Genomic DNA, 23,685 nt, shown 5'->3' on the forward strand with positions numbered 1-23,685 from the left:
TGCGCTCGGCGTAACGCGCGTGGCGCTCGTTCAGATTCCGGCGCCCCTCGGGACGCGCCGCTTAAAGTCAGGATTTCTTGATGAGAAACAGAAACTTACCGCCCTCTTCTTGAGAATCCATCAGCTCGTTACCGGTCTGTTTGGCGAAGGCGTCGAAGTCCTTGACGGAGCCTGGGTCCGTGGCGATGACGTGCAGCACCTGGCCCGACTCCATGCCAGCAAGGGTTTTTTTCGCGCGCAGAATCGGCAGTGGGCAATTGAGTCCGCTCGCGTCCAGTTCTTGATCAAAATCGGCCATCTTCAACCTCCGAGATTGTGGCCAACCCCCGAGCCCGGCCCGGGGATTGAGTTTAGTATTTAACAAAACGCAAAGATGCTGATTTATATGCGAAGCGGGCGCAAAACGCAAGTCGCGAGACCCGCGTGCGGGTCTTGCAGGCACGTCAAAAACAAACCCAGTCAGGCGCTTGCACGCAAAAAACCGAGTCCTTTAGTGCGCCATCGTGAGGCGCGCTGCTTAGCATTAGCCGAGTCAATCGGATCTCGCGAGGGTCCCGATCTCGAACCCTTGCCGCGCCCAGTCGATGATGCCGCCACGCAGGTTGATGGCGTTTTCAAAGCCCTGCCCGATCAAAAACTGGCAGGCGTGGTAGGAGCGCGCGCCACTGCGACAGTAGATCACCAGATCGCGATCGCGCGGCAACTCCGCATGGCGCAGTGGCAAAAGATGCATCGGCAGATGGGTCGCGTCCGGAATAATGCCCTGCGCCACCTCCTCCGGCGTGCGAATATCCACTAGCACCAAGTCGTTGGACGACTCAAGACGCGTCTTGAGGGAATCGGAATCGATTTCTTGAACCACTGTTTCTCCTACCCGTCGAGCTCAATTCTTCGTACTATTGTTGTAGCTTGCCAGCCACAGCTCAAGCGGCCGGTGTCTTTCGGGGTCTCTCAGCGCTCCGGTTCCGGGTCGTGAATACCGGTTCATGAGTCCCAAGTGTCATTCCCTCCATCGGCCAAGTTTCTCTAGCATTGCACCTCACCAAGCAACAACCACCCGCATCCAGTCAGTACCCAAACCCGCACCCGATATGGAACAACTGCCCATTTTTCTTGATGTCAAAACCCGCCCCTGCCTGGTGGTCGGCGGCGGTCGCGTGGCACTGCGCAAGCTTGGCCACCTGCTAAACGCAGCCGCCAGCGTGCGCGTGATCGCGCTTGAAGTGGTCGACGAAATTCAGGCTCTGGCGGATGCGGGGGACATTCAGCTCGACAGACGCTCTTTTTACGCCGGCGACCTTGATGGCGTGGCAGTGGTGATCGCCGCCACCGACAGCCGGGAGCTGAACCGCCAGATTGCCGAGCAGGCCAAGGCACGCCAGCTGTTGGTTAATGTGGCCGACCAGCCCGACGACTGCAATTTTCTGATGCCTGCCATCATCGACCGCTCACCAGTGGTGGTCGCAGTCTCCACCGGCAGTGCTTCCCCAGTGCTGGCGCGCATGATCCGCGCGCGGCTCGAATCCCTGGTGCCGGCCGGCTATGGGCGCCTCGCCGAGCTCTGCGCGCGTTATCGCAACCGGGTCAAGGAGCACTTTGGCGAGCAGCGCGACCGACGCCGGTTCTGGGACCGGGTGCTTCAGGGTGGGGTGGCGGAGCGTGTGTTCTCGGGTCACATGGATGAGGCCGATCAAGCCATGGAACGCGAGTTTGCCATCGGCGCGAGAGACTCTGGCATGGGCGAGGTCTACCTGGTGGGTGCCGGCCCCGGCGACCCCGATCTGCTCACATTTCGCGCGCTGCGCCTGCTCCAGCAAGCCGATGTCGTGGTCTACGACAGATTGGTCGCCAAGCCAATCCTTGCCATGGCGCGACGCGACGCCCACCATATCTACGTTGGCAAGCAACGCAACCACCATGCCATGCGCCAGGAGGAGATCAACGCCTTGCTGGCAAAACTGGCACGCGAAGGACATCGGGTACTGCGCCTGAAAGGCGGCGACCCCTTCATCTTTGGCCGCGGCGGCGAGGAGATCGACACACTCGCGGCTCAGGGCGTGCCCTTTCAAGTCGTTCCCGGCATCACCGCCGCATCCGGCTGCGCCAGCTATGCTGGCATTCCACTCACGCACCGCGATCATGCGCAATCAGTCACCTTTGTGACCGGGCACCTAAAGGATGGCAGCATCGATCTCAATTGGCCACAGCTTGCGCAACCGCGTCAGACAATCGTGTTCTATATGGGACTGGTAGGGCTGCCCGTCATTGTCGCCAAGCTGGTCGAGCATGGCGTCTCGCCTGAGATGCCGGTGGCACTGGTGCAGCAAGGCACCACTCACATGCAAAAGGTGTATGTCGGCACCCTGGCCAACATTCTCAGCAAGGTCGAGCAGGACCCGCCCGAGCCGCCAACCCTGGTGATTGTCGGCGAAGTGGTTGAGCTGCGCGAACAATTGGCCTGGTTCGACGCGACGCCCGATCCCGAGCGCGGCGCCACCACACCGATTCTGCCGGACGACTGAGTTGCACCGGCCCGCCGTTAGTTTCGCCGTTAGTGTCTGGCTAGCCACGCTTCTGAGTCTTTCCGTCACACCGGCGGTCGCGGGCAACGATCTCGAGCTGCATGTCGGTATCGCCCGCGAGTCCTCCCTGCCAATGGCAACCGCCAACAATGGCGTACTCATCGGCTTGGCTGTCGATCTCTCCCGCCTGCTAACGGAGCAGTTGGGCATGGAGCTCAGACTGAGTGAATTACCGGAACGCGACCTGATCCCGGCACTCAAGGGGGGGCGCATCGATGTAATGCTCAGCACCCTGCCCGAGCCAGAACTGCGGGCTCTGCGACTGCTGCCAAGTCAACCGCTGTTGCAGACCGGTCAGCTGGCGCTGATTCAAGAGAAAGACATGGACCGCTACCCGCGCCAGGTTGACGTGCTCTCAACTAGCGGAAAGGTCGGCTACGAGCGTGGAACCACCGCCGCCCGCGTGGTGCATCAACGCATACCACAGGCCGAGCGCATCCCCTTCCCAGATGCTTGGCAGGCGCTGTCGGCGCTCAAGCGCGGGGAAATCGACCTGCTGGTGCTCGATGCGCTGCGCGCCTGGAATCTGCTCGCGGACCCGGCGGAGTCCAAGCTCACGGCCCTGCTTGATCCGCTGCTCAGCGAGCGTCTGGTGTGGGCCGTGCGGGAGAAGGATGTCCATCTGCTCGCCCGCATCAATACCGCCATCGCCCAATGGCAGTCGGACGGCACCCTCGCCCGCCAGATCGGCCGGTGGATTCCACTGCGGATTGAAGCGACCCGCTGAAAGCCACCGACGATCGGAGTCAGTCGCCAGCCCAGTTATCCGCCCAAGTGACCCGCCCAAAGTTGTTCGGCAGTCTCCGCCTGCTGGGGTTGCCAACGTCCATCCGGCACGCGCCGGGCCTGGCTCAGGTCGCGAGCGTACCGATAACACCAGGCTAGCACCTCGCCACCTGCGCGAGATCTCGCCCGCAGCAGCACCCGGTGGTAATGCGAGTCTGCGCCGTAACCGACGAAATCCTCGGCGGCGTCCGTGCGCTCTAGCACAGAGGCTGGCGCGGTGAAACGCAGTAGTTCGCCGCTGACGCGCTCATGCGGCGCCTGCGCGGGCTGCCAGGCAGGGTATGCTCCAAGGTCGTAAACGCGTCCTGGCGCGGTTGCTGGCTCGCGCCGGCATTGACCGTCGAGAAAGCGGCCAAATACGTAGCCGGACTGCAACAGGCCATAGACAAACAGGTGTTGCACCAGCGGTGCAGGCACATCGCCCGCTGCGGCTTGCTTATGTGCCTCGCCCGTTAGATCCCATTGCGCCAGCGCATCCCGCACCAGCGCCAGGTATTCAGATGTCGGCGGCACAAAGTCTGATTCCCGCCGTTCTGGTACGACTTGATAGGTAAACGCTGAGCACACCCCGCCGTCTTCCGTCAGCAGAGCGATCGGCGTGCGCTGGTAATACCCAGGCGCGCCTTCCTTGCGATCGAGCAGCTCCCAGCCGGGTTCGCTCACCTGAAAGAGCATCCCCGGCGTAACCTGTCCCAGATCCCCCACGACATCTAGCGCGCCACCCTCGCGCGACACGGAATAATAGTGATAGACCGGACGATGGTCCGGCAGCCAGGCCGGTCCAAGGGGCGTCAACGGATCATCGGCTTGGCCATGGCGCCGACAAAATTTTCGCCAATCGGCACGGTGCAGGTTTGAGCCGTAGGCGAAATACAGCATCGCCTGATTACTGCTCATCATCACCGCTCAAATCTTGCCTTCCAGCCATTGCTGACATTTCCGTTCGATAGCAATTCGTCCTGGCGCTTGGCTGTCGATTGCTGGGCACCGGTCTGCACGGGGGGATTAGACGTCGAGCCTGCAGCCCGCTCTGCGATCGCCGCGCGGGAGGCCAGCGAGGCGGTGGCCCTGCTTGCGCAGTCCGCCGGCGGGGAAAAGTCCCGGCAGCCAGCGCGGCTGGCCACAGGCGCGCGGCCAGCAGGCACGAAAATGCAGAATGGTGTCCAGGTCGGCGCAGCTCACCGGAACACTGTGCTCGGTGACATAATCACGCAGGTAGCGAATGACCGCCCAGTGCCGCGGGGTGAGCCTCAAGCCTTCCTGCTCGGCGACCGCGCAGGCGTAATCCTCAGACCAATCCGCAGGGTTGCGCAGATAGCCTTGTTCGTCGGTGGGCACCACCCGACCTCTGACAGCGACGCCGGCAGGGGCAGCCTTGCGCTGGATTGGATGTTGGGATGGCTTTGGGAATGACTGCTGGCGCCTCGAGGAAGCGTTACCAGGCATGGCGAACCTCCGTATCCGATGGTCCAGATCGATGTCTTGCGAACGCTGAATCATCCGGCTAAGAACAGATGACGAATAATGCGTTATGAACGATCAGCTCAGGGCGAACCGGGGAGACATCCTTAACTTTTCATCCAGCCGCCGCGTGTTTCGTTCCTGATCGCGAACCACAAGTTTACCCCTCGTAGCAAAGGAAACAAGCCTTGATCTGTCCGGACCGTGACCTTCATCGCATTTGATTGATAGATCAGGTCCCGACTTCGGCATGCAACTGCGGACCTCCCGACTCACTTTAGGAATTGATCAAGACCGCAGTTTGGGCTTCGCGATGATTCAGGTATGCTGACAACAAACAACTGGAGCCCTCGGAGCCCTTTCATGTGCCTCGCAATTCCCGCCCAGGTGCTGGACATCGACAGCGCCACAGACATGGCCAGCGTCTCACTCGATGGCGTGCGCAAGGACATCTCCCTCGCCTTGGTCGAAAATGTCCAGATTGGCGACTATGTGCTCGTCCACGTCGGCTATGCGCTCAACCGCATCAGCCCCGAGGAGGCCGAAGAAACCCTGCGGCTTATGCGAAGCTTTAGCGAATTCACCGAGAACCCGCCCGGCCAGCCAGCTACCAGCCGAGCAACCGCAGCAATAGCTGCCGAAACAACCACTGGGGAAACCGACGGACCCCAACGATGAAATTCGTCGACGAATACCGCGACAGCGGCCTTGCCCGCGATCTCGCCCGCGCCATCCGCGACGAGATCAGTGAAGATCGCGACTACCGGCTAATGGAATTCTGCGGCGGCCATACCCACGCCATTTTCCGCTATGGCGTGCAGGACCTGATGCCCGAGAACCTGCGCTTCGTCCATGGACCCGGCTGCCCCGTCTGCGTGCTCCCCATGGCGCGCATCGACCAGGCCATCGCCATGGCCACCGAGCACCAGGTAACCCTCTGCACCTACGGCGACCTGATGCGGGTGCCCGCCAGCGAGCGCCAAAGCCTGCTCAAGGCCAAGGCCGCCGGCGCCGACATCCGCATGGTCTACTCCACTCAAGACGCACTCCGCCTAGCCCGAGAAGATGCCGCACGCCAGGTGGTTTTCTTCGCCATCGGCTTCGAAACCACCACGCCGCCCACCGCGGTCGCCTTAAAGGCCGCCCGCGCCGAAGGACTCCGCAATTTTTCGGTCTTCTGCAACCATGTGCTCACCCCGCCCGCACTGCGCGCTATTCTGGGCAGCGGCAGCGGCAACGGCCAAGGTGGCGACGCCGGCAGTACTTACAGTGGCAACGGCAGTGACGATGAAAGAGTCCAGATCGACGGCATCCTCGGCCCTTCCCATGTCAGCACGGTGATCGGCAGCGACGCCTATGCCTTCGTCGCCAAGGATCACGGCATCCCGCTGGTCATCGCCGGCTTCGAACCGCTCGACGTAATGCAAAGCGCGCTCATGCTGGTGCGCTTGATCAACCAGGGGAAAAGCGATCTGCAAAACCAGTACAGCCGCGCCGTCAGCCCAGAGGGCAACACCAAAGCCCAAGCCCTGATGCGTGAGACCCTGGCCCCGCGCGACACCTTCGAGTGGCGCGGTCTCGGTTGGCTACCCAACAGCGCTCTGCGGGTCGCCGATGCCTATGCCGACTGGGACGCCGAGCGACGCTTCCCGGTCACGGCCGGTCCAAGCCGCGAGATCAAAGGCTGCGAATGCCCCAAGGTCCTGCGGGGACTGATGGAACCGACCGACTGCAAGCTGTTCGGCACCGTCTGTTCACCAGAAAACCCCATGGGCGCCTGCATGGTCTCCTCCGAAGGCGCCTGCGCCGCCTACTGGAGCTATGGCCGCTCGCGCCAGCCAAGTAGACCGATATCCCAACCATGACTGACTCCGCCGCACTACACAGAGGCTTCAGCAGCCGGCTCGACTTGCGCACCGGCCGGGTCGATCTCAGCCACGGCGGCGGCGGGCGCGCCATGGCGCAGCTCATCACAGAGCTCTTTCACCGCCATCTGGATAACGATCTGCTGCGCCAGGGCAACGACCAGGCCCTGTTCGGTCCGCTCAGCGGCCGGCTGGTCATGAGCACCGACGGCCATGTCATTTCCCCGCTCTTTTTCAACGGCGGCAACATTGGCAGCCTGGCGGTGCATGGCACCATCAACGATGTCGCCATGGCCGGCGCCCGACCGCTCTATCTGGCCGCTGGTTTCATTCTTGAGGAAGGCCTGCCGCTGGCTGACCTTGAGCGCATCGTCATCGCCATGGCCGAGGCTGCCACAGCCGCCGGCGTGCCCATCGTTACCGGCGACACCAAAGTAGTCGAGCGCGGCAAGGCCGACGGCTGCTTTATCACCACCACAGGCATCGGCGAGGTGCCGGATGGCATTGAGATATCAGGCGACCGCGCCCAGCCCGGCGATGCGGTGCTGGTCAGCGGCACCCTAGGCGACCATGGCGTTGCGATCATGTCGCAGCGCGAGAATCTGGGCTTCGGCACCGAGCTTGCCTCCGACAGCGCTGCCCTGCATGGATTGGTCGCGGACATGATCGCCGCCGTTGAGGACATCCACTGCCTGCGCGACCCAACCCGCGGCGGCCTGGCCGCGACCCTGAACGAGCTCGCCGTCCAGTCAGGCGTCGGCATGCTAATCCGCGAGGCGGACATTCCGCTCAAGCCCGAAGTGCGCGGCGCCTGCGAGCTGCTCGGCCTCGACCCGCTGCACATCGCTAACGAGGGCAAGCTGATCGCCATCTGCCCCGCCGAGCATGCCGACTCCCTGCTGAAGGCCATGCACGGCCACCCGCTAGGCCGCGATGCCGCCATCATCGGCGCGGTGACCGAAGATGCTGATCAACTGATCGAGCTGGAAACGCCCTTTGGCGGCCGCCGCCTGCTCGACTGGCTGACCGGCGAGCAATTGCCTCGCATCTGCTAACAAGGCATAGCTCAACCACCTGCTTTGGCTACCGAAAACCAAGTAGCAAGCGCGTCAGGTGACTGATACCGCCCAGATAACCAGCACCCCGAGCGTCACGCTCAGCGTCCAGGGCGCGATGCGCCGACTGGTTAGCAGGCCTGGGACCGCGGCCAGCACATCCATCAGCCAGGCGACTAGGGGCTGCAGCTTTGGCATGCGCAAGCCATCAACGCGGTCCCTGGGCTTTGGTTGAATCAAAGCCCGGCCGGCTCGCGAGCTTTCGACAACCCGCCAAAAGCCGGCGCTAGCGCCCTGCCCCTGCGCACGCCCCTGGCGCCACACCCACCAGAGCACGGCCAGGGCCGGCACCAGCACCAGCAGTTGCCCAAAGGTTAGCCACAACATATCGAAGCGGCCGTCGACACCGCCCAGAGTCCAGTTGAGCGCCGGCACGCCGATCGCCTGCTGCATGGCGGCGACCCAGCCCATGGCGGGCCCGGGCACAATACCCGCGAGCAGGGTCAGACTGCTCAGCCCCAGCACGGGCGCCATAATCCCATAAGGCCGTCCGTGGCAGCCGGGCACCGGGGAGGCGCGCATGATGGCAGCCAAACGCATGAGTGCGAGCAGCGCGAGCAGACTGCCGATCAGGGCCAGCAACAGCATGGGCCAGCGTCCCCAGCCCAGCATTGGCGCTGTCCAGATCGCATCGTAGAGCACCCACTTGGAGACGAAGCCGAGCGTCGGCGGCAGCCCCACCACACTGGCCCCGGCAAGCAGCGCCGCGCCCAGCGCCAGCCGGCGCAAGCCAACCTCAACACGATTGGTTGCCGTCATGATGGGAGTGGCGACCAGGCAGAGCCCGGCCAAAACCGCCTCAGCCAAGCCAAGACTGAACAGCTGCAACAAGCCACTGGCGGTGCCGAAAACGCCGCCTACCATCAAAGCCAAGAGCACGAAACCGGTCTGGCTCAGCGCCAGCCAGCCCAGCACGGCATCCGCCCGCGTCTGTCGCCAGGCCCGCCAGCCGGCGTAAAGCACCAGGGCCAGCGCCATCCAACACAGCGCCCCACGCGGATTGAGCCAGCCGCCGCTCTGCGCCAAGCCCATCGGTGTCAGCCAGTCCACGCCGATCATTCGCGACAGCATCAACAAGAGCGCGAAAAACCCGATCCGCGCCGCGATGCCATGCCAGAACACCGCTACCGGCGGACGACCAGATTCAGCCTGCCAGGCAAACAGCGGCAAGGCTCCCAGTCTCAGCCCCAGCGCGACCAGCAACAGCACGCCCAATAGCGACTCTTGAACCAGCCCCAGCGCCGGCAGAAAGGCGCTGACCCGCTCGAAGTCGAACGAGCCGGCGGCGCGAAACAGCAGCACCAGCGCGCCGAGCAAAAACATACCCCCGGCAAAAGAGTAAGCGGCATAGCGGATCGCCGTGCTCAGCACCAAACCGCCGCCAAGCCCGAGCAACAGGAACAGCGCCCAGACTGTCAGCTCCCAGCTCATGTAAAGCGCGAGCAGATTGCCGCTGCCAAAAAGGCACAGACTGCTCAGCACCGAGAGGGCCAGCGCGACATGAAACAAATGCCAGATACCGGGTCCGGCGCCGGTCATAGCAGCCGCTGGGGAACCGGTTCCTTGGACCAAAGCCCGTCGCCGCGGGCCAGGGAGCCCCAGCGCAAAAAGGCTGCACACGAAGGCCGCACCGATGGTGAGCATCGCGAAGAACCAAGACAGGCTGTCATAGCGCCAGATGACGGGCTGGCGCAGCACCCGCAACACCAGGGACGCAACCAGCGGTTTTCCGGTAAGCAAATCTGTATGCGCCAATGCCCAGAATTGCACTCCATAACCAACCGCGAACAAAGGCGTGAACAGGCGCCAGCGCCCAAGCGCCAGCGCAAGCAGCAAGGTCACGAGACTTGCCAGAAACATCAAGTCCAGCGGCGACAGCGCTTGCCACGACCAAGTGCGGATCACCACCGCAATGGGCGCCGTGGGCCAGGGCAGGTTGAGGATTGACGCCGTCATGCAATCGCCTCCGGACTCACGCAATCTCGAACTCCGACTGCGCCCTTTGCTGGCGTGGCCCTCTGGTCAAGCGCCGCAAGCTGCGGGCCGGCTGCGAGCGGCCGCTGCGGCCGTGGTATCACCAATTGGTTCAGGTGCTCGGCCACGGGCACAACAGCCAGGGTCACAATCAGCAGCAGCGACGCCACCAGCAACAAATAGGCCCGCGCCAGGCGGCCTGGCACCAGCAAACGCGGCAATAGGTCGGCGCGCAAAGGGGGAGCCTGGCCAGCAGAGTTAGGCTGCTCAGTTGACGCCAACTCATCCTGAGGTCGCACATAGAGCTCACGGATCAGCCGCAGCCAGGCCGCAGCCTCCACCGCCGCGGCCAACAGAACAGCAAAGAGCGCCACCATCACCAAGCTGCCCTCTTGTTCGGCAAGACTCAGCACCAGCATCAGCTTTGCCCAAAAGCCCGGCAGAGGCGGCACGCCCACCATGGATGCAGCTAGCAGCAGCAAAACTGCGGAGGTCAACGGCAGGCGCCAGCCAATGCCGGCTAGGTCTGCGATACGACCACGCCAGCGATGCGCGAGAACGAAAAGCGCCGAATGGATCAGCAGGAAATGCAGCAGCAACGCCAGCGCCGAAAACACACCGGCCGGTCCAGGCAAGGAGAATCCAATTGCCATGGAACCGATGGCAGCCAGGCTGAGCGACACCAGAAAAGCTGGAAACTCAAGCGCACGCCACATGCCGAAAGCACCAGCAAGCACCGACAGCATGCCGAGCGCCATCAGCACATCGGCGTCGGGTCTCGGCATGTCCCCCAACCACAGCAATCTGGCCAGGCTCGCCAGGGCAAGCGCCGGCAAGGCGCCGGTCATCACGGCCAGCAACCGTGGCTGAGCGGCCCGCGCCGCGCCCGCGACCCAGGCATTCAGCGGGAACAGGCCGATTTTCACGCCAAAGCCAAGGACCACAAGTCCATATCCCAGTCGACTCGCCATGCCCCAGCCCGCATCCGCAGCCGCCTGCAGCTCGCCTGGCGCCAGCGAATCGACAGACACCATCGCCAGCCCCAGACCAAAGACCGCGATTGCAGAGCCCAAAGCGCCCCAACGCAAGAAGCCGACAACTGCGGTCAGCGAGCGCAGCGTGCCCCCAAACAGCAGCAGCACCGCGGCTGACATCGCGCTCAACTCCAGAAACAGCCAGCTTGTGAGCAGATCCCCGGCGAACGCGAGCCCGGTCAGCCCGCCCGCCAGCAGCAGCATGGCCGTATCCTGACGCGCCGGGTCGGGATGATCCTCGCCGCGCGTCCAGCTCAGCAACACTAGCACGGTACCCGCGAGAGCAAGCACCAACGCGAGGCCATCCACTCTGAGAATGAGCCCGAGCGGGGCGCCCGCAGCGCCGAGTCTGATCAGTTCAGGAGCCGCGTCCGGGCGAAAGAGGAGAGCCAGCCCGAGGCCTATGCAGGCCGCCAGCACAACAGGCCCGATCAGCCGCGCCGCGCGAAGCGAGATCGCCGCAACTGGCCGGACGCCAAGCGCAGCGAGCATGGGCAATACCAGCATCGCCAGTTCAGGGGCGTGGGAGCCGCCGGCCGCTTGAGGCAGCAAGTTCACTTCTTTTGCCCTCCGCTTGCGCTGGATTTCCCCGCGCTTGCGCTGGATTTCCCTTCGCTTGCGCTGCCCTTCCCTCCGCTTGTGCTGGCATTCCCGCCGGCTGCCCTGGATTTCTCGCCGGTTTCCCTGGGGTTCCCTGCGCTTGCACTGGGACGCCGTGAAACAGCCGGATCATCACCCAGCGCTGTCCGCCACTCGGCCGCCGACAGCTCTTCGAGATCAGCTGGCTGCACTGACCCGGCGCGCTGTTTGAGCGCGATCAAGGTCGCGGCCAAGGCGACCTGAAAGGCAAAACCCAGCACCAGCACAGCCAGAGCCAGGCCATACAGACGAGCGGTTGCATCCCCGTGTAGGCCCACGAGAGCAGTGACATGCAGACGCGCCGCGACATCGCCGCGCAGTCCTTCCGCGACCTTGCCACCGTCGGCATCGCCAAGAGTCCAGGCCAAAACCACCAGTAACAGAATAATTCCGCCATACAGCAGCGCCAGACCATTGAGCTCTAGAGCGGGACGCGGCATCGATAAGCCCACAAACTGCCCGGCGATCTCGATGAGGCTCGCACCCAAGAGCAAGCCAGCCAGCCATCCCGCAAGGGGGCTGGACAGCATCCATCGGCTGACCGGGCCGAGCAGGCCGCTCAGGGTCCCGGCGCCCATCGGCATGGCCGCCGCGAGCGCCAGCGACGCGGCAGCCGCGGCAGCCACAAGCACTAGCGCCTGCACCCAAAGCCCTGGCATCGCCGTCAAGCGTGCGCGCCAATTCGCCCCGCCCCAGAGCACCCAGGCGAGCGCCACTAGAGCTCCGCCCAGCAATCCGGCGACAAAAAACTTGGCCGTCAGCGCCAGAGAAAGAATTCCGAGCATCCCCACCAGCAGGGCTGCCTTGCGATTGCCAAGGAAGCGAGCGCTGCCAAGAGGGCTCTTGGCAAGGGAACCATCGAGATTTGAATCCTCGCCACGCAAACTGGCCTGCCAGCCTTGCAGCATCAACGCAACGGCCAGACCTGCCGCGCAGACCAGCAGCACCAGCACCCAGATACCGTCAATCCCTTCCATCATCAATCGCAAGAACGCCGCATGGCAGCCATCAAAATAGCCAAGAGTGAATCACCCGGGCAATGCTAACCCGAAAAATACTGAGATGTCTTAACCGGACACCTTGGCAGCGCGCTGGAACTCAGTTCAAATAGCGTCGGACTCGAGCAAGCCGGCAGGCGCTCCGGGGCGCGTTACGCCAAAGCTCAACCGGGCCCAACGAGACAGCGAGGCACCGGACACAATAATGGGCGCGACGCTGGCGCGGCACTACAATCACAAACATCACCATCACCACTATGATCGGGGAGAACCACATGTCAACAACTAACAAATGGGTCTTTGCCTTTGAAGACGGCGACGGCAAGAACAAAAAGCTGCTCGGCGGCAAGGGCGCGAATCTGTGCGAGATGACCCAGATTGGCCTGAATGTGCCGCCCGGCTTCGTGATTTCCACCGATGCCTGCCTGGCCTATCTCGACGACGAGAAGCATGCGCTGCCCGCCGGGGTAATGGACCAGGTGCGCGCCGAGATGACAGCTCTGGAGCAGAAAACCGGCAAGGGCTTTGGCAATCCTGAAAAACCTCTGCTGGTCTCGGTACGCTCGGGCTCGGCCATGTCCATGCCTGGCATGATGGATACCATTCTGAATCTGGGCCTGAACCAGGACACCCTGCAGGGCGAAATTCGGGCGACCGGCGATGCGCGCTTTGGCTATGACGCTTATCGGCGCTTCATTCAGCTATTCGGCAAGGTCGCGCTCGGAGTGTCGGATGAAAAGTTTGACCAAGAATTCAACCAAGTCAAACAGGCTGCGCACGCCAAGCATGATGTGGATCTCACGGCGGCGGATCTGAAAGACATTAGCGAGCGCTTTTTGAAGGTGGTCGAGGAGGCCACCGGCCACCCCTTCCCGAGCGACCCCTACCAGCAACTCGAGATCGCCATCAAGGCCGTCTTCAACTCCTGGTCAGGCAAGCGCGCGGTCGATTATCGCACCCAGTTCAAGATCACCCCGGACATGGCCAATGGCACCGCAGTGAACGTGGTCACCATGGTCTTTGGCAACCGCGGCGATGATTCCGCCACCGGCGTGGGCTTCACCCGCAACCCGGGCACGGGCGAGAACAAACTGTTTGGTGAGTATCTTGTCAACGCCCAGGGCGAGGACGTGGTCGCCGGCATTCGCACGCCCAAGCCGCTCGATCGTCTGCGCGTCGAGATGCCACAAATGGCCACGGAGCTTGACGAACTGCGCGACAAACTCGAGAGCCATTACAAAGAGATCCAGGACTTCGAGTTCACTATTGAGCGCGGTCAGCTCTACTGCCTGCAAACCCGCAACGGCAAAATGAACGCCGTCTCCCTGGTGCGCACTTCAGTCGAGATGGAGCAGGAAGGACTGATCACCAAGGATCAGGCGCTGCTGCGTATCGACCCCACCGCGCTCGAGCAAATGCTCTTCCCCCGGCTCGACCCGGCATTCAAGGCGGATGCCGTGGCCACCGGCCTGCCCGCCTCACCGGGTGCTGCTTCCGGTATCGCAGTGTTCGACGCCGACCGCGCCGAGCAGATGGGCCGTGACATGGGCCAGAAAGTCATCCTGGTGCGCGAGGAGACCAAACCCGAGGACATTCATGGCTTCTTCGCCGCCCAAGGCATTCTCACCTCGCGCGGTGGTAAGACCTCCCACGCTGCTGTGGTCGCACGCGGCATGGGCAAGCCCTGCGTGGCGGGAGCCGAGGGCATCAGCGTCGATGTCAGCCGGCGCGAGGCCATCGTCGGCGACACCCATTTCAAGGAAGGCGACACCATCACCATCGACGGCTCCACCGGTCGGGTCTATCTCGGCGCCATTCCTACAGTCGAGCCCGAGTTCACCGAGGAACTATCCGTGCTGCTGTCCTGGGCGGATGAGAAAGCGCGCCTGAAGGTCATGGCCAATGCCGACACCCCGGACGATGCCCGCACTGCGCTCAAATACGGCGCCGTCGGCATCGGCCTGGCGCGCACCGAACGGATGTTCAACGCGATTGATCGCCTGCCCATCGTCATCGAAATGATCGTCGCCGAAACACCCGACACCCGCCAGGCCGCGCTCGACCGGCTGCTACCCTTGCAGCGCGAGGACTTCCGGCAGCTGTTCGAGGTCATGGCCCCGCATCCGGTCACCATCCGCCTGCTCGACCCGCCAATCCATGAATTCCTGCCCGACGAGCATCAGCTCGAACAGGACATCGCCGATCTGCGCGGCCTCGCCCAGTCCACCCGCGGCATGACGGCGCTGGCCGGCGCCATGGGCCTGCTGCATGCGGCTGAAGAAACCCGCCGGGAGTTCGATACGCTGCGCCACACCCTCGATCCCATGCTGGTCGAGGAGGCCATCGTCAAGAAAGAGGCCATGCTGCGAAAGGTTCGTGTGCTCTACGAAACCAACCCCATGCTCGGCCATCGCGGCGTGCGCTTAGGCATCACCTTCCCCGAAATCTACCAGATGCAAATTCGCGCCATCCTCGAAGCCGCCGCAGAATGCCAGAAAGCCGGCCTGGACGCGCACCCGCAGATCAAAGTCCCCCAGGTCTGCACCGTGCAGGAATTGCTCAAAGTCAAAGCCTATGTGGACGAACTGCACGAACAGGTTAAGGCCGATTATGGCTTCCCGGTCCAATTCAAGTTCGGCACCATGATCGAAGTCGTCCGCGCCTGCATGCGCGCCGAATCCCTGGCCGAAGAAGCCGAGTTCTTCTCCTTCGGCACCAACGACCTGACCCAAGCGGCCTTCTCCTTCTCGCGCGAGGACGCCGAAAACAAGTTCCTGCCGCTCTACAACCAGAGCAACGTCCTGCATGACAACCCCTTCGAGGTGTTGGATGTCAAAGGCGTTGGCAAACTCATGGAACTGGCCGTTGAATGGGGCCGCAAAGTCAAGCCGGACCTACACGTCGGCATCTGCGGCGAACACGGCGGCCACCCCGCATCCATCGCCTTCTGCGACCAGGCCGGGCTTGATTATGTGAGCTGCTCGGGACCGCGCGTGCCGGTGGCGCGTCTGGCCGCAGCGCAGGCAGCGCTGCAGCAGGCGGGGCGCAAGGATCTCTAAGCCGCGCCTGCCTGACCCGCTGATCCTGACGTGCCGTCAGGATCAGCGCATTGCCCGTATTTCAGCCTGATCCACCAAACTCGAAAGGGTTGAAAAGGGGAACACCGAATGAGGCGAAATCGGCTAGGTTTCGGGTCACAACCGTGAGGCCCTTTACTGTTGCAATCGCGGCGATCATGGCGTCCTCATACAAGGTATCTGATCTCCGATGCATCAGCTTCGCCCAGCAGCGGAATGCTGGACCATCCATCGGCAACAGGTTGTAAGTGTCGGCCACGAGGTTCAGCCAAGCTTCGATTTCCTTGGCTTTCTCGGCATCCTGTTCACGGGTCAGTTCGATGCCGGCCTGAATTTCGCCGAGCGTGACAGTAGCCAGGTGGAGCTTGGCGTCATCAATGGACTCGATCCATTCAATGACAGCGCCATGCGGTCGTCGCTTGCGTAGCTCGGAGACAACATTGGTATCGATCAAGTACACGGAGGTTAGCGCAGAGTAGTGGCTTGACGGCGCTGGGCCTTGCCGCGCTCGGGCACCAGTGTGTCAATGCGGGCGGTGTCGGTTAGGAGCAATTGCTTGAGAGAAGGACGGGCTTCGACCTTGAGTCGCCGCCACTCGTCGATAGGCACCAGCACAGCGGTTTCGGTGCCGCGACGGGTCACCACCTGCGGACCCTCGCTCACACAAGCGTCCAGCAGCTCGCTAAATCGCGCTTTGGCATCTTGAACGGGCCAACGAAGCATGGGTTGCCTCCCAAATTATGACTAGGTATCTGACTAGTCTATTGGTGGAGTGAGCTTAAATCAAGATGGACATTCTGTTTCTAGATGAGGTACTGATCGCGGTGCACAAACCAGCCGGCTTGCTGGTGCACCGCAGCCTGATCGACAAGGGCGCGAAGACCTTTGCGTTGCAGTTGGTGCGCGATCTGATCGGCCAGCGGGTTTACCCGGTGCATCGCCTTGATCGGCCGACCTCCGGCGTCCTGCTGTTCGCGCGCGACCCGGCGACGGCGCGCGCCCTGGTCGCCCAGTTCACTGCCGGCCGGGTGAGCAAGACCTACCAGGCCATTGTGCGCGGACACACCGATGCCGCCGGAACCATCGACCATGCCTTGCCCGAGGAAGTCGACCGCATCGCCGATCCGCTAGCTGATCCGCACAAGCCCCCGCAGCCAGCGGTGACCGGCTATCGGCGCCTCGCCACCGTGGAATTGCCATTTCCGGTGGGCCGCTACCGCACGGCGCGCTATTCCCTGCTCGAACTCTCGCCACAGACCGGCCGCCGCCACCAGCTGCGCCGGCACCTGAAACATATTTTTCATCCCATCATCGGCGATACCACCCATGGCGACGGACGGCACAATTGCTTCTTTCGCGAGCAATTCGGCAATGCACGCCTGCTTTTGGTCGCAACCCGGGTCTGCCTGGATCACCCAACGACAGGTCAGCGCCTGCGCATCGAGGCACCGCCGGCGGAGGATTTTGCCAGCACGGCGCGGGCGCTGGGGTGGAATCTCGCAACGCAATCGCTGCGCGAATCGCCGAGTTTAATGTGCTGCAACCCTGATCCCAATGCCGCGTCATAAGCGCCGCATGATTTCCCTGGTGGGCTCGAGTTTCATCCGCAAACGCTGGCAGCGATGCTCACGCGCCGGGTGAGCCGGTAGGCGGGTGGCGTAGCCGAGGGCGCGGTGCGGGTCGTGCGCGATGTGCTCGTGAAACTTGGCCAGCGCCTCCAGTGCGTCGGGATGGTTGTCCCGCGCTAGCGTCTCCCACAGCTGCACCGCCCGCGGCCAATTGCGGGCGCGGCGATGCAGATGCGCGAGTAGCCAGATCGCCTCGGGTTCGGCTGATTGCCCGTGGACGCAAGACTCCAGCAGCGCGAGCGCCTGTTCCACCTCTCCCCGCTTGATCCAATGCGCGGCCACGCCGGCGCTGTCGGCACCATGGCGCAGCGGTTGCCGATAAGCGCTGGCCAAGGCCGGAATCAGCGCCGCAAGAGACAACAGGTCCTTGCGATTGTGCTCGACCACGCCCGGCAGTCGGGTCAAATCGCCCTGGCGCAGCCAGTCGAGCCAGGCGGCGGGGGCTTCGCTGCCGGGCAGGTCGTGACCGCGGTCGAAGGCCAGTAGGCGGGCTTCCACGGTCGCCAGACGGCAGTCGGGCCAGCGTCGGGCATAGGCGCGGCGCACCGGGTGCAGCAGATCGAGATGCGCCAGGCTCTCGAGTCGCCGGCCCAGGTTGCGGATAGTCGGCGAGCCGCCCATCCCCGCCAACCGGCAACGGGTCGCGAGCAAGGGAACGTCGAAGGATTTGCCGTTGTAGCTGACCAGCTGCGAAGTATCCGCCAGGGACGCGGCAATCTGCTCGAGCATCAGGGCTTCGGCGTCCAGGCGGGTCAGCAGATACTGCTCCAGTTCCAGGACACCCTCGCCTGGCCTGGATGAGAAACGGGCGGCGCCAAACAGAAACACCCAGGTGCCGGTGCCGCCGGCCAGGCCGCTGGTTTCGGTGTCCAGAAAGCACCAGCTCTCGGGTGGGCCTGGCGCCAGGTCGGTCAGCTCGCTCAGTTGGTCCGAAGCACCGGCCGCGGCCTGCGCCGGCGCAAACCGGCCATGCTGCCGCGTCGCGTCCAGCCTTTGATGCAAACGCAAGAGTCCGGGCGCCACTTGCTCGGCTCCCAGAGCATCAGCCAGGGTTTGTTCATCGCCATGGCGGGCGGCTGGCAGGGGTTGATGGGGACGCAGCCGCGCGAGCCGCTCGGCAAGACCTTGCTCGCGTCCTTCCTTCTTGCCAGGGTCATCCAAGGATTCCGGCTGCTGGGATGGGACGCTTTGGGCCGAACCAAGCTGATCCTGGTCAGTCGGATTCGAATCCACCGTATCCGAATCAACCGTATCCGAATCGACCGGTGATGAGCTGGCTGGCATCAGCGCCGAGCGCTGGCGCAGCCGGCCAAGCCGGGATTTAAGGCTCATGCCCTGCATTGCCATTGGTTCCGATCAGCGCCCAGGGCCAGTCGACTCACTCGGGTCGCCACACAGAAAATCGAGTCCTTCATCCGACCCGAGTGACTCGGAAAACGCTTCTCGCACACGAAGACAGATTTCTCGTTCCATCCTGACACCAGCGTCGGCTTGCTCGAGAGCTGCACGCTGATCCTTCTCGAGAGGAACGACCACGCTGTGCCGGTCCGGCGCAGCGATGGCAACCCCAAAACCCAAGCCCGTCGCAAAACCGAGCATGTACCAAGCCGAACCGTCGTCGTCCATTGCTCACTCCACAAATCCGAAAGTCCGCCGCCCAAGCGCCCGGCTTGGCAAAACCCAGCAACGGTCGTAGACTACATTTGTCGCAGATCGCCACAGGATTATCACGATGAGCGTCTCCATCCGCATTGACGAGAGGCTGTATGCCGCTGCCAAGTCACAAGCAAGCGCCGAAATGCGCTCGATCCCAAAACAGATCGCTTACTGGGCCAAGGTGGGCCGCGCCGCGCTCGACAATCCAGACCTGCCCATTGAGTTTGTGCGCGATACGCTGCAGGCGCTTGAGGAACCCTCCGAGCCCTTCGACTTGCCGGAGCAATGACCGCGCGACTCGCCCAACGACCTGCCTTCAAGCGCGCGTATAAGCGGCTTCATCCCAATCAACGTGAGGCCGTGAATGACGCCATTCGCACCATCCTTGCCGACCCGACCAGTGGCGAGGAGAAGAAGGGCGACCTCGCTGGGGTTCGCGTATTCAAATTCGATTGTATCCATCAAAGCTTCCTTCTTGCCTACACCCAGGATGACGCCCGGTGCACCTTGCTGAGCCTGGGGCCGCATGAGAATTTCTACCGCGACTTAAAGCGCTAAGCGCCTGTCGCTTTATTCGGTCTCCCGGCACTCATTGGTTTTCTCCTGCCAGCGCGTCACAAGAGGCGACAACTCAAGACGCCAGCACCCGATCCGGCCACTTGGCATCGTCGGTCCCGCCAAGCAAATCCAACACCAACAAGGCAACGGCCTTGGGATGCTGCTCGCGTTCTTCATCCCCCGGCAGGATGGGGCCGACGCAGGCTGGGCAGCCGCCGGCGCAGTCGCAGGCGGCGACCAGGGCGCGCGCGTCGGCGACCAGCATGGCCGCATCGCGATAGAGGGGCTCGGACAGACCGACGCCGCCGGGGAAGTTGTCGTAGAGAAAGAGCGTCGGCTCGAAGCGACCGCCGGGGGCCAGCTCGACCGGCTCGTTGTCGGGGCCGCGCAGCTGACCGCGACCGTCGTTGCCGACGGCGGCGAACCAAGTGCCCTGCCCGTCTCCGACCGCGCGGCCGAGATCGCTGACCTCTGCCATGGCTCGCAGCGCGGCGACATGGTGCAACGCATGGGCGGCGCCGAGGAAGCCCTCGATGGCGCGCTCGCGCTGAGGTAGGGCTTGGGCTAGCGCCTCGGGATGCACCTGCCACCAGACCGAGGTGGTGTGCATTTCCTGATCCGGCAGGTTGATGTTGCCGTAGCCGATGTTGTCGTGGCTGTAGTAGCGAATTTTCTTGTAGCCGGGATAGCGGCGCACCAGATGCACTTCGCCATTGGAGCTGGCGGCTTGGTCAAGGCGCTGCTGATCGAAGCGGTCGAGAATTTTCAGGCGCGTATAGTCAATCGCATCGGTGTAATAATCCGCGCGGGTCTTGCGCACGAAGGCCTTGCGCCCGGTCCAGTCGAGTTTTTCGACCTGATAGGGCTGGGACTGCACCATGTAGATGGCGCCTTCATAAATCGTACCTGGCGCGCTGCTGTAGTCGACCTCGGCGATGATGGTCTGCTTGCCGGCGTCGATGTCGATGACCACGAAATTGCCCTCGGCGACCGATCGCAGTGAGACCGCATTGGCCGGATAGCTGTCGGCGATCCAATACCAGCGCCCGCTCTGGTATTGCAGCAGGCCCTGGTCGCGCAGATAGCCGAGCATTTCGGCGAGGTCTTCATTGCCGAAGCTCTCGCCCTCCTGAAACGGCAATTCAAAGGCCGCGCAGCGCACATGGTCCATCAAAATCAATAACTGATCGGGATGGATGCGCGCCTGCTCGGGCGAACGGCCGAGAAAAAACTCAGGATGGCGCACAATGTACTGATCGATGGGCGCGCTGCTCGCGACCAGCACGCCGAGGCTGGGGCGATTGCGCCGCCCTGCCCGTCCGAGCCGCTGCCAGGTCGCGGCCACGGTGCCGGGATAGCCATTGAGCACTGAGACATCCAGACTGCCGATGTCCACGCCCAGCTCCAGCGCCGAGGTACTGACCACCACATCCACCCGGCTCGCGCGCAGGTCGCGCTCGATGCCGCGGCGCTCGCTCGGCAGATAGCCGCCGCGATAGGCGCGCACCCGCGGCGGGCGGCGTGGATCGCGGTCGAAGACGTCTTTCAGATACTTGGTGATCACCTCAACCATCAGCCGCGAGCGCGCGAAGACAATGGTCTTGAACCCGGCCTTGATCGCCGAGCGCGCGACCCTGGTGGTCTGGGAGCGCGCCGAGGCGCGAATGCCGAGATCCGGGTTGATGACGGGCGGATTCCACAGCAGCAGATGCCCGGCCCCGCGCGGCGCGCCGCTCTCGGTCACCGCAGCGACCGGCGCGCCGATCAGCCGCTCGGCGAGTTCTTGCGGATTTCCGATAGTGGCCGAGGCCATGATGAATTGCGGCTGCACGCCGTAGAAGGCACAGACGCGATTCAGACGGCGGAACACATTCGCCACATGAGCACCGAAGACGCCTCGGTAGCTGTGCAGCTCATCGACCACGATAAAGGCGAGCGACTCGAAGAACTGCGCCCATTTGGTGTGGTGCGGCAGGATGGCCTGGTGCAGCATGTCCGGGTTCGACAGCACGATGTCGCCGCGGGTGCGTACCGCCTTGCGCGCGTCGCCCGGGGTGTCGCCGTCGAAGGTGAAGGCTTTGATGCCAAGCGTTGTGCCCTCGCCGCTAGCGCCGATGGTCTCGGCACGGGCGTTTTGATTCCCACCGCGCTGATCACCGCGGGTTTGGGCTCCCTTGCTGCCGTGCGCACCAGCCCCATTGGGGTCGAACTGGCCAAGCCCGCCCTTGAGCCCAGCTTGATTAAGCTCAGAAAGCTCCGCCACCTGGTCCTGCGCCAGCGCCTTGGTCGGGAACAGATAGAGCGCCTTGGCCTGGCGCGAAAGCACGGCATCAATGACCGGCAGGTTGTAGCACAGGGTCTTGCCGGAGGCCGTTGGCGTGGCGATGACCAGATGCTGGCCGGCGCGCGCCAAGTCCCAGGCCTCGCGCTGGTGGGTGTAGAGTGCGTTGAGACCGCGCGCATTGAGTGAATCGCGCAGGCGCGGATGCACATCTGGCGGCAGATCGGCCATCCGCGCACGCGCCGCCGGCAACGCCAGTTCGCCGGTGATGCGATCCTGGTAGCGGCGCTTCAGGCCGTTGAGAAAGCGCGCGAAATCCGCTGCTTGATGCGACGCATGGGGTGCGGCTTTGGCTGCGGCTTCCGGTGCAGATTGTGGCGCCAAGCTTTGCGTGAATTCAGGCATGGTTTGCGGCAGGGGCGAAGTCTCTATGATGCGTGCCCATCTGATCGCAGCGCATGAATCCGAGGCATTAGTAAACGACTGACGCGCCGGGAACCAGAATCTCGAACACCTCCACCACTTGCAGACTGATATCGCCAGGCAATTCGCTCAAGGCATCCGATGACAGGGCAAGCCGCTCGGCGAGCGCGGACAGATAATCCGAGGCGCTGGTGGCCAGGGCCTCACCGCCGTCGATGGCGGTGGACTGCACGATACCGGCAACCTGCTCCGCTCCCTGCACAATGGCGGCCTCGAGCTTAAAATCCGGTGCCGCATCCGGATTGAGTTGATAGGCCACGGCTTTCCAGATCGACTCGGGAAATCTCCAGGTGCGCAACAATTCGGCGCCAAGTTCTGCGTAGTTGAACCCGAAAACCTTCTCCTCGGCAGCAACAACCGGCTGTCGGTCCTCGTCCACCAGTCGCAACACCTCGGTGTAGTCTTCCGCGCACTGGCTAAAGAACACCAGCTTGCCGATGCTGTGCAGAAGACCGGCCAGAAACAAGCGCTCGCCCTCGCGCACGCCGCGGCGCTTGGCCAGCTCGCGCGCGGCGAGTCCGGTGGCAACACCATGAAACCAAAAGCGCTCCATATTGACGCGCTCCGGCGGTAAACCGCGAAACCGCTCCACCGCGAAAGTGGCGATCACCAAATCGCGCAGCGGCCGAAAACCAATCATCGAAATCGCCTGGGTGACCGTCTCGATCGCTCGTGGACGCGCGTAGTAAGCACTGTTGACCAGGCGCAGCAGGCGCGCGGACAGCGCGGCATCGTACAAAATCACCTCGGCCAGGTCCGCGGGACGCGTGCTTGGCTCGTCAATGAGCTGATTCACCCGCAACGCCACGTCCGGCAGCGAGAACAAATGTTCAGTTTCTTTGATCAGGGCTTCTGGTGTCATGGCTTCAGTATCATCAAGACTGCCGAGGTTTGAGCGCGGCCCGAGTGTGGGGATCCGGATGGGGCTTTCCCCTCTCCATTCTTAATGACTATCATAGTGCAGTCACAATGGCGTTGATGGAATCCCTTAGCAAAAAACGCCGCCAATCCACGCTCGCGATCACCAGAGCCGAGCCGTTTTCCGCATCCGAGCTGTTATCAGAGGCACCCGCATGGCCTACTGGCTAATGAAATCCGAGCCCGAAGTCTTCGGCATTGAGCATCTTCTTGCCCGTCCCGACCGCACCGAGCCCTGGGATGGGGTCAGGAACTACCAGGCGCGCAACATGATGCGCGACCAGATGCAGCCCGGCGATCAGGCGTTCTTTTATCACTCCAACTGCAAGGAGCCGGGTATCGTCGGGCTGATGGAGATCGTCACCGCCGGCTACCCAGACCCCACAGCGTTCGACCCGCAGCACAGATACTTCGACCCCAAAAGCGACCCGGAAAATCCGCGCTGGTTTCTCGTCGATGTGCGCTACATCCGGCATTTGACGCGGACCATCACTTTGGCCGAACTGAAAAGCGAACCGCACGCCGCCGCGCTCGGAGACTTTCCGCTCATCCGCAAAGGCAGCCGGCTTTCGATCATGCCGGTAACGGCTGATCAATGGAAGCTGATTCTGTCGCTTGAGAACTGATTGA

General features: G+C 63.1%; 23 protein-coding genes. 10 read left to right on the plus strand and 13 right to left on the minus strand.

Annotation, left to right across the window (positions count from 1 at the left end; all coding sequences use genetic code 11):
* Positions 1 to 67: 67 nt before the first annotated feature.
* Entirely contained in the window at positions 68 to 298 is a 231-nt protein-coding gene (locus Thiosp_RS16165) for a sulfurtransferase TusA family protein (protein ID WP_201068116.1), read from the minus strand.
* A gap of 234 nt (positions 299 to 532) precedes the next feature.
* Entirely contained in the window at positions 533 to 862 is a 330-nt protein-coding gene (locus Thiosp_RS16170; protein ID WP_201068117.1) for a rhodanese-like domain-containing protein, read from the minus strand.
* Positions 863 to 1,091: 229 nt separating this feature from the next.
* Between Thiosp_RS16170 and cysG the strand changes: the two genes are divergently transcribed.
* Both cysG and Thiosp_RS16180 read left to right on the plus strand, forming a co-directional pair.
* Positions 1,092 to 2,522, plus strand: a complete 1,431-nt coding sequence (gene cysG, locus Thiosp_RS16175; protein WP_201068118.1) for a siroheme synthase CysG — start codon at positions 1,092 to 1,094, stop codon at positions 2,520 to 2,522.
* Position 2,523: 1 nt separating this feature from the next.
* On the plus strand, positions 2,524 to 3,309 hold the full coding sequence (locus tag Thiosp_RS16180) for a substrate-binding periplasmic protein (RefSeq protein WP_201068119.1): 786 nt from the start codon (positions 2,524 to 2,526) through the stop codon (positions 3,307 to 3,309).
* 35 nt (positions 3,310 to 3,344) lie between these two features.
* Here the strand turns inward: Thiosp_RS16180 and Thiosp_RS16185 are convergent, their stop codons facing one another.
* A complete protein-coding gene (locus tag Thiosp_RS16185) occupies positions 3,345 to 4,268 on the minus strand; it encodes a gamma-glutamylcyclotransferase (RefSeq protein WP_201068120.1) in 924 nt (307 codons plus the stop codon).
* Positions 4,269 to 4,373: 105 nt separating this feature from the next.
* Positions 4,374 to 4,706: a TusE/DsrC/DsvC family sulfur relay protein gene (locus tag Thiosp_RS16190; RefSeq protein WP_201068121.1), complete on the minus strand. Its 333-nt coding sequence runs from the start codon at positions 4,704 to 4,706 to the stop codon at positions 4,374 to 4,376.
* 486 nt (positions 4,707 to 5,192) lie between these two features.
* Here Thiosp_RS16190 and Thiosp_RS16195 point away from each other — a divergent pair, with 486 nt between their 5' ends.
* From Thiosp_RS16195 to hypE, 3 genes are read left to right on the plus strand one after another with little or no spacing between them, the layout of a single operon-like run.
* Positions 5,193 to 5,507, plus strand: a complete 315-nt coding sequence (locus Thiosp_RS16195; protein WP_201068122.1) for a HypC/HybG/HupF family hydrogenase formation chaperone — start codon at positions 5,193 to 5,195, stop codon at positions 5,505 to 5,507.
* Positions 5,504 to 6,694, plus strand: a complete 1,191-nt coding sequence (gene hypD / locus Thiosp_RS16200) for a hydrogenase formation protein HypD (RefSeq protein ID WP_201068123.1) — start codon at positions 5,504 to 5,506, stop codon at positions 6,692 to 6,694. The genes Thiosp_RS16195 and hypD overlap by 4 nt, the downstream gene beginning before the upstream one ends.
* Positions 6,691 to 7,749, plus strand: coding sequence for a hydrogenase expression/formation protein HypE (hypE, locus tag Thiosp_RS16205; protein ID WP_201068124.1), 1,059 nt, complete (start codon positions 6,691 to 6,693; stop codon positions 7,747 to 7,749). The genes hypD and hypE overlap by 4 nt, the downstream gene beginning before the upstream one ends.
* A 54-nt stretch (positions 7,750 to 7,803) precedes the next feature.
* Here hypE and Thiosp_RS16210 read toward each other — a convergent pair whose 3' ends face one another.
* The 3 genes from Thiosp_RS16210 to Thiosp_RS16220 are packed head-to-tail and all read right to left on the minus strand — an operon-like array spanning position 7,804 to position 12,436.
* Complete coding sequence (locus tag Thiosp_RS16210; protein ID WP_201068125.1) at positions 7,804 to 9,765, minus strand: proton-conducting transporter transmembrane domain-containing protein; 1,962 nt, start codon at positions 9,763 to 9,765, stop codon at positions 7,804 to 7,806.
* Complete coding sequence (locus Thiosp_RS16215) at positions 9,762 to 11,375, minus strand: proton-conducting transporter transmembrane domain-containing protein (RefSeq protein WP_201068126.1); 1,614 nt, start codon at positions 11,373 to 11,375, stop codon at positions 9,762 to 9,764. The genes Thiosp_RS16210 and Thiosp_RS16215 overlap by 4 nt, the downstream gene beginning before the upstream one ends.
* Positions 11,372 to 12,436: a hypothetical protein gene (locus tag Thiosp_RS16220; RefSeq protein WP_201068127.1), complete on the minus strand. Its 1,065-nt coding sequence runs from the start codon at positions 12,434 to 12,436 to the stop codon at positions 11,372 to 11,374. The genes Thiosp_RS16215 and Thiosp_RS16220 overlap by 4 nt, the downstream gene beginning before the upstream one ends.
* Positions 12,437 to 12,729: 293 nt before the next feature.
* Here Thiosp_RS16220 and ppdK point away from each other — a divergent pair, with 293 nt between their 5' ends.
* Positions 12,730 to 15,513 (plus strand): pyruvate, phosphate dikinase, encoded by a 2,784-nt coding sequence (gene ppdK, locus Thiosp_RS16225; protein ID WP_201068128.1) that lies wholly within the window; start codon positions 12,730 to 12,732, stop codon positions 15,511 to 15,513.
* A gap of 61 nt (positions 15,514 to 15,574) precedes the next feature.
* On the opposite strand, the gene Thiosp_RS16230 is transcribed toward ppdK, so the two are convergent.
* Entirely contained in the window at positions 15,575 to 15,991 is a 417-nt protein-coding gene (locus Thiosp_RS16230) for a type II toxin-antitoxin system VapC family toxin (RefSeq protein ID WP_201068129.1), read from the minus strand.
* 5 nt (positions 15,992 to 15,996) lie between these two features.
* Positions 15,997 to 16,254, minus strand: a complete 258-nt coding sequence (locus Thiosp_RS16235; protein WP_201068130.1) for a type II toxin-antitoxin system Phd/YefM family antitoxin — start codon at positions 16,252 to 16,254, stop codon at positions 15,997 to 15,999.
* Between the two features lie 65 nt (positions 16,255 to 16,319).
* Between Thiosp_RS16235 and Thiosp_RS16240 the strand changes: the two genes are divergently transcribed.
* A complete protein-coding gene (locus Thiosp_RS16240; protein ID WP_201068131.1) occupies positions 16,320 to 17,099 on the plus strand; it encodes a tRNA pseudouridine(65) synthase TruC in 780 nt (259 codons plus the stop codon).
* Here the strand turns inward: Thiosp_RS16240 and Thiosp_RS16245 are convergent.
* Together Thiosp_RS16245 and Thiosp_RS16250 are read right to left on the minus strand one after the other, a co-directional pair.
* Positions 17,094 to 18,491: a ribonuclease H-like domain-containing protein gene (locus tag Thiosp_RS16245; protein ID WP_201068132.1), complete on the minus strand. Its 1,398-nt coding sequence runs from the start codon at positions 18,489 to 18,491 to the stop codon at positions 17,094 to 17,096. The two genes, Thiosp_RS16240 and Thiosp_RS16245, sit on opposite strands and share 6 nt — an antisense overlap.
* Before the next feature lie 24 nt (positions 18,492 to 18,515).
* Positions 18,516 to 18,785, minus strand: coding sequence for a hypothetical protein (locus tag Thiosp_RS16250; protein WP_323696539.1), 270 nt, complete (start codon positions 18,783 to 18,785; stop codon positions 18,516 to 18,518).
* A 106-nt stretch (positions 18,786 to 18,891) separates the two neighbouring features.
* On the opposite strand from Thiosp_RS16250, the gene Thiosp_RS16255 reads away from it, so the two are divergent.
* Together Thiosp_RS16255 and Thiosp_RS16260 are read left to right on the plus strand one after the other, a co-directional pair.
* Complete coding sequence (locus Thiosp_RS16255; RefSeq protein ID WP_201068133.1) at positions 18,892 to 19,104, plus strand: TA system antitoxin ParD family protein; 213 nt, start codon at positions 18,892 to 18,894, stop codon at positions 19,102 to 19,104.
* Positions 19,101 to 19,373, plus strand: coding sequence for a type II toxin-antitoxin system RelE/ParE family toxin (locus Thiosp_RS16260; RefSeq protein ID WP_201068134.1), 273 nt, complete (start codon positions 19,101 to 19,103; stop codon positions 19,371 to 19,373). The genes Thiosp_RS16255 and Thiosp_RS16260 overlap by 4 nt, the downstream gene beginning before the upstream one ends.
* A gap of 73 nt (positions 19,374 to 19,446) precedes the next feature.
* On the opposite strand, the gene Thiosp_RS16265 is transcribed toward Thiosp_RS16260, so the two are convergent.
* Both Thiosp_RS16265 and Thiosp_RS16270 read right to left on the minus strand, forming a co-directional pair.
* On the minus strand, positions 19,447 to 22,059 hold the full coding sequence (locus tag Thiosp_RS16265; RefSeq protein ID WP_242518776.1) for a DEAD/DEAH box helicase: 2,613 nt from the start codon (positions 22,057 to 22,059) through the stop codon (positions 19,447 to 19,449).
* A gap of 67 nt (positions 22,060 to 22,126) precedes the next feature.
* A complete protein-coding gene (locus tag Thiosp_RS16270; protein WP_201068135.1) occupies positions 22,127 to 22,999 on the minus strand; it encodes an HDOD domain-containing protein in 873 nt (290 codons plus the stop codon).
* A 211-nt stretch (positions 23,000 to 23,210) separates the two neighbouring features.
* Here Thiosp_RS16270 and Thiosp_RS16275 point away from each other — a divergent pair, with 211 nt between their 5' ends.
* Positions 23,211 to 23,681 carry an EVE domain-containing protein gene (locus tag Thiosp_RS16275; RefSeq protein WP_201068136.1) on the plus strand — a complete coding sequence of 157 codons (471 nt, stop codon included), beginning with the start codon at positions 23,211 to 23,213 and terminating at the stop codon, positions 23,679 to 23,681.
* Positions 23,682 to 23,685: the final 4 nt, after the last annotated feature.

This window comes from Thiorhodovibrio litoralis (assembly GCF_033954455.1).
GTDB classification, from domain to species: domain Bacteria; phylum Pseudomonadota; class Gammaproteobacteria; order Chromatiales; family Chromatiaceae; genus Thiorhodovibrio; species Thiorhodovibrio litoralis.

What these genes read in the sequence shown, in the direction of transcription:
- Thiosp_RS16270 (WP_201068135.1), bottom strand. Translation starts at nt 22,999, where the DNA reads ATGACACCAGAAGCCCTGATCAAAGAAACTGAACATTTGTTCTCGCTG.
- Thiosp_RS16220 (WP_201068127.1), bottom strand. Translation starts at nt 12,436, where the DNA reads ATGATGGAAGGGATTGACGGTATCTGGGTGCTGGTGCTGCTGGTCTGC.
- Thiosp_RS16240 (WP_201068131.1), top strand. Translation starts at nt 16,320, where the DNA reads ATGGACATTCTGTTTCTAGATGAGGTACTGATCGCGGTGCACAAACCA.
- Thiosp_RS16255 (WP_201068133.1), top strand. Translation starts at nt 18,892, where the DNA reads ATGAGCGTCTCCATCCGCATTGACGAGAGGCTGTATGCCGCTGCCAAG.
- Thiosp_RS16195 (WP_201068122.1), top strand. Translation starts at nt 5,193, where the DNA reads ATGTGCCTCGCAATTCCCGCCCAGGTGCTGGACATCGACAGCGCCACA.
- Thiosp_RS16235 (WP_201068130.1), bottom strand. Translation starts at nt 16,254, where the DNA reads ATGCTTCGTTGGCCCGTTCAAGATGCCAAAGCGCGATTTAGCGAGCTG.
- Thiosp_RS16210 (WP_201068125.1), bottom strand. Translation starts at nt 9,765, where the DNA reads ATGACGGCGTCAATCCTCAACCTGCCCTGGCCCACGGCGCCCATTGCG.
- cysG (WP_201068118.1), top strand. Translation starts at nt 1,092, where the DNA reads ATGGAACAACTGCCCATTTTTCTTGATGTCAAAACCCGCCCCTGCCTG.
- Thiosp_RS16265 (WP_242518776.1), bottom strand. Translation starts at nt 22,059, where the DNA reads ATGCCTGAATTCACGCAAAGCTTGGCGCCACAATCTGCACCGGAAGCC.
- Thiosp_RS16185 (WP_201068120.1), bottom strand. Translation starts at nt 4,268, where the DNA reads ATGATGAGCAGTAATCAGGCGATGCTGTATTTCGCCTACGGCTCAAAC.
- Thiosp_RS16260 (WP_201068134.1), top strand. Translation starts at nt 19,101, where the DNA reads ATGACCGCGCGACTCGCCCAACGACCTGCCTTCAAGCGCGCGTATAAG.
- Thiosp_RS16245 (WP_201068132.1), bottom strand. Translation starts at nt 18,491, where the DNA reads ATGAGCCTTAAATCCCGGCTTGGCCGGCTGCGCCAGCGCTCGGCGCTG.
- Thiosp_RS16275 (WP_201068136.1), top strand. Translation starts at nt 23,211, where the DNA reads ATGGCCTACTGGCTAATGAAATCCGAGCCCGAAGTCTTCGGCATTGAG.
- Thiosp_RS16250 (WP_323696539.1), bottom strand. Translation starts at nt 18,785, where the DNA reads ATGGACGACGACGGTTCGGCTTGGTACATGCTCGGTTTTGCGACGGGC.
- hypD (WP_201068123.1), top strand. Translation starts at nt 5,504, where the DNA reads ATGAAATTCGTCGACGAATACCGCGACAGCGGCCTTGCCCGCGATCTC.
- ppdK (WP_201068128.1), top strand. Translation starts at nt 12,730, where the DNA reads ATGTCAACAACTAACAAATGGGTCTTTGCCTTTGAAGACGGCGACGGC.
- hypE (WP_201068124.1), top strand. Translation starts at nt 6,691, where the DNA reads ATGACTGACTCCGCCGCACTACACAGAGGCTTCAGCAGCCGGCTCGAC.
- Thiosp_RS16165 (WP_201068116.1), bottom strand. Translation starts at nt 298, where the DNA reads ATGGCCGATTTTGATCAAGAACTGGACGCGAGCGGACTCAATTGCCCA.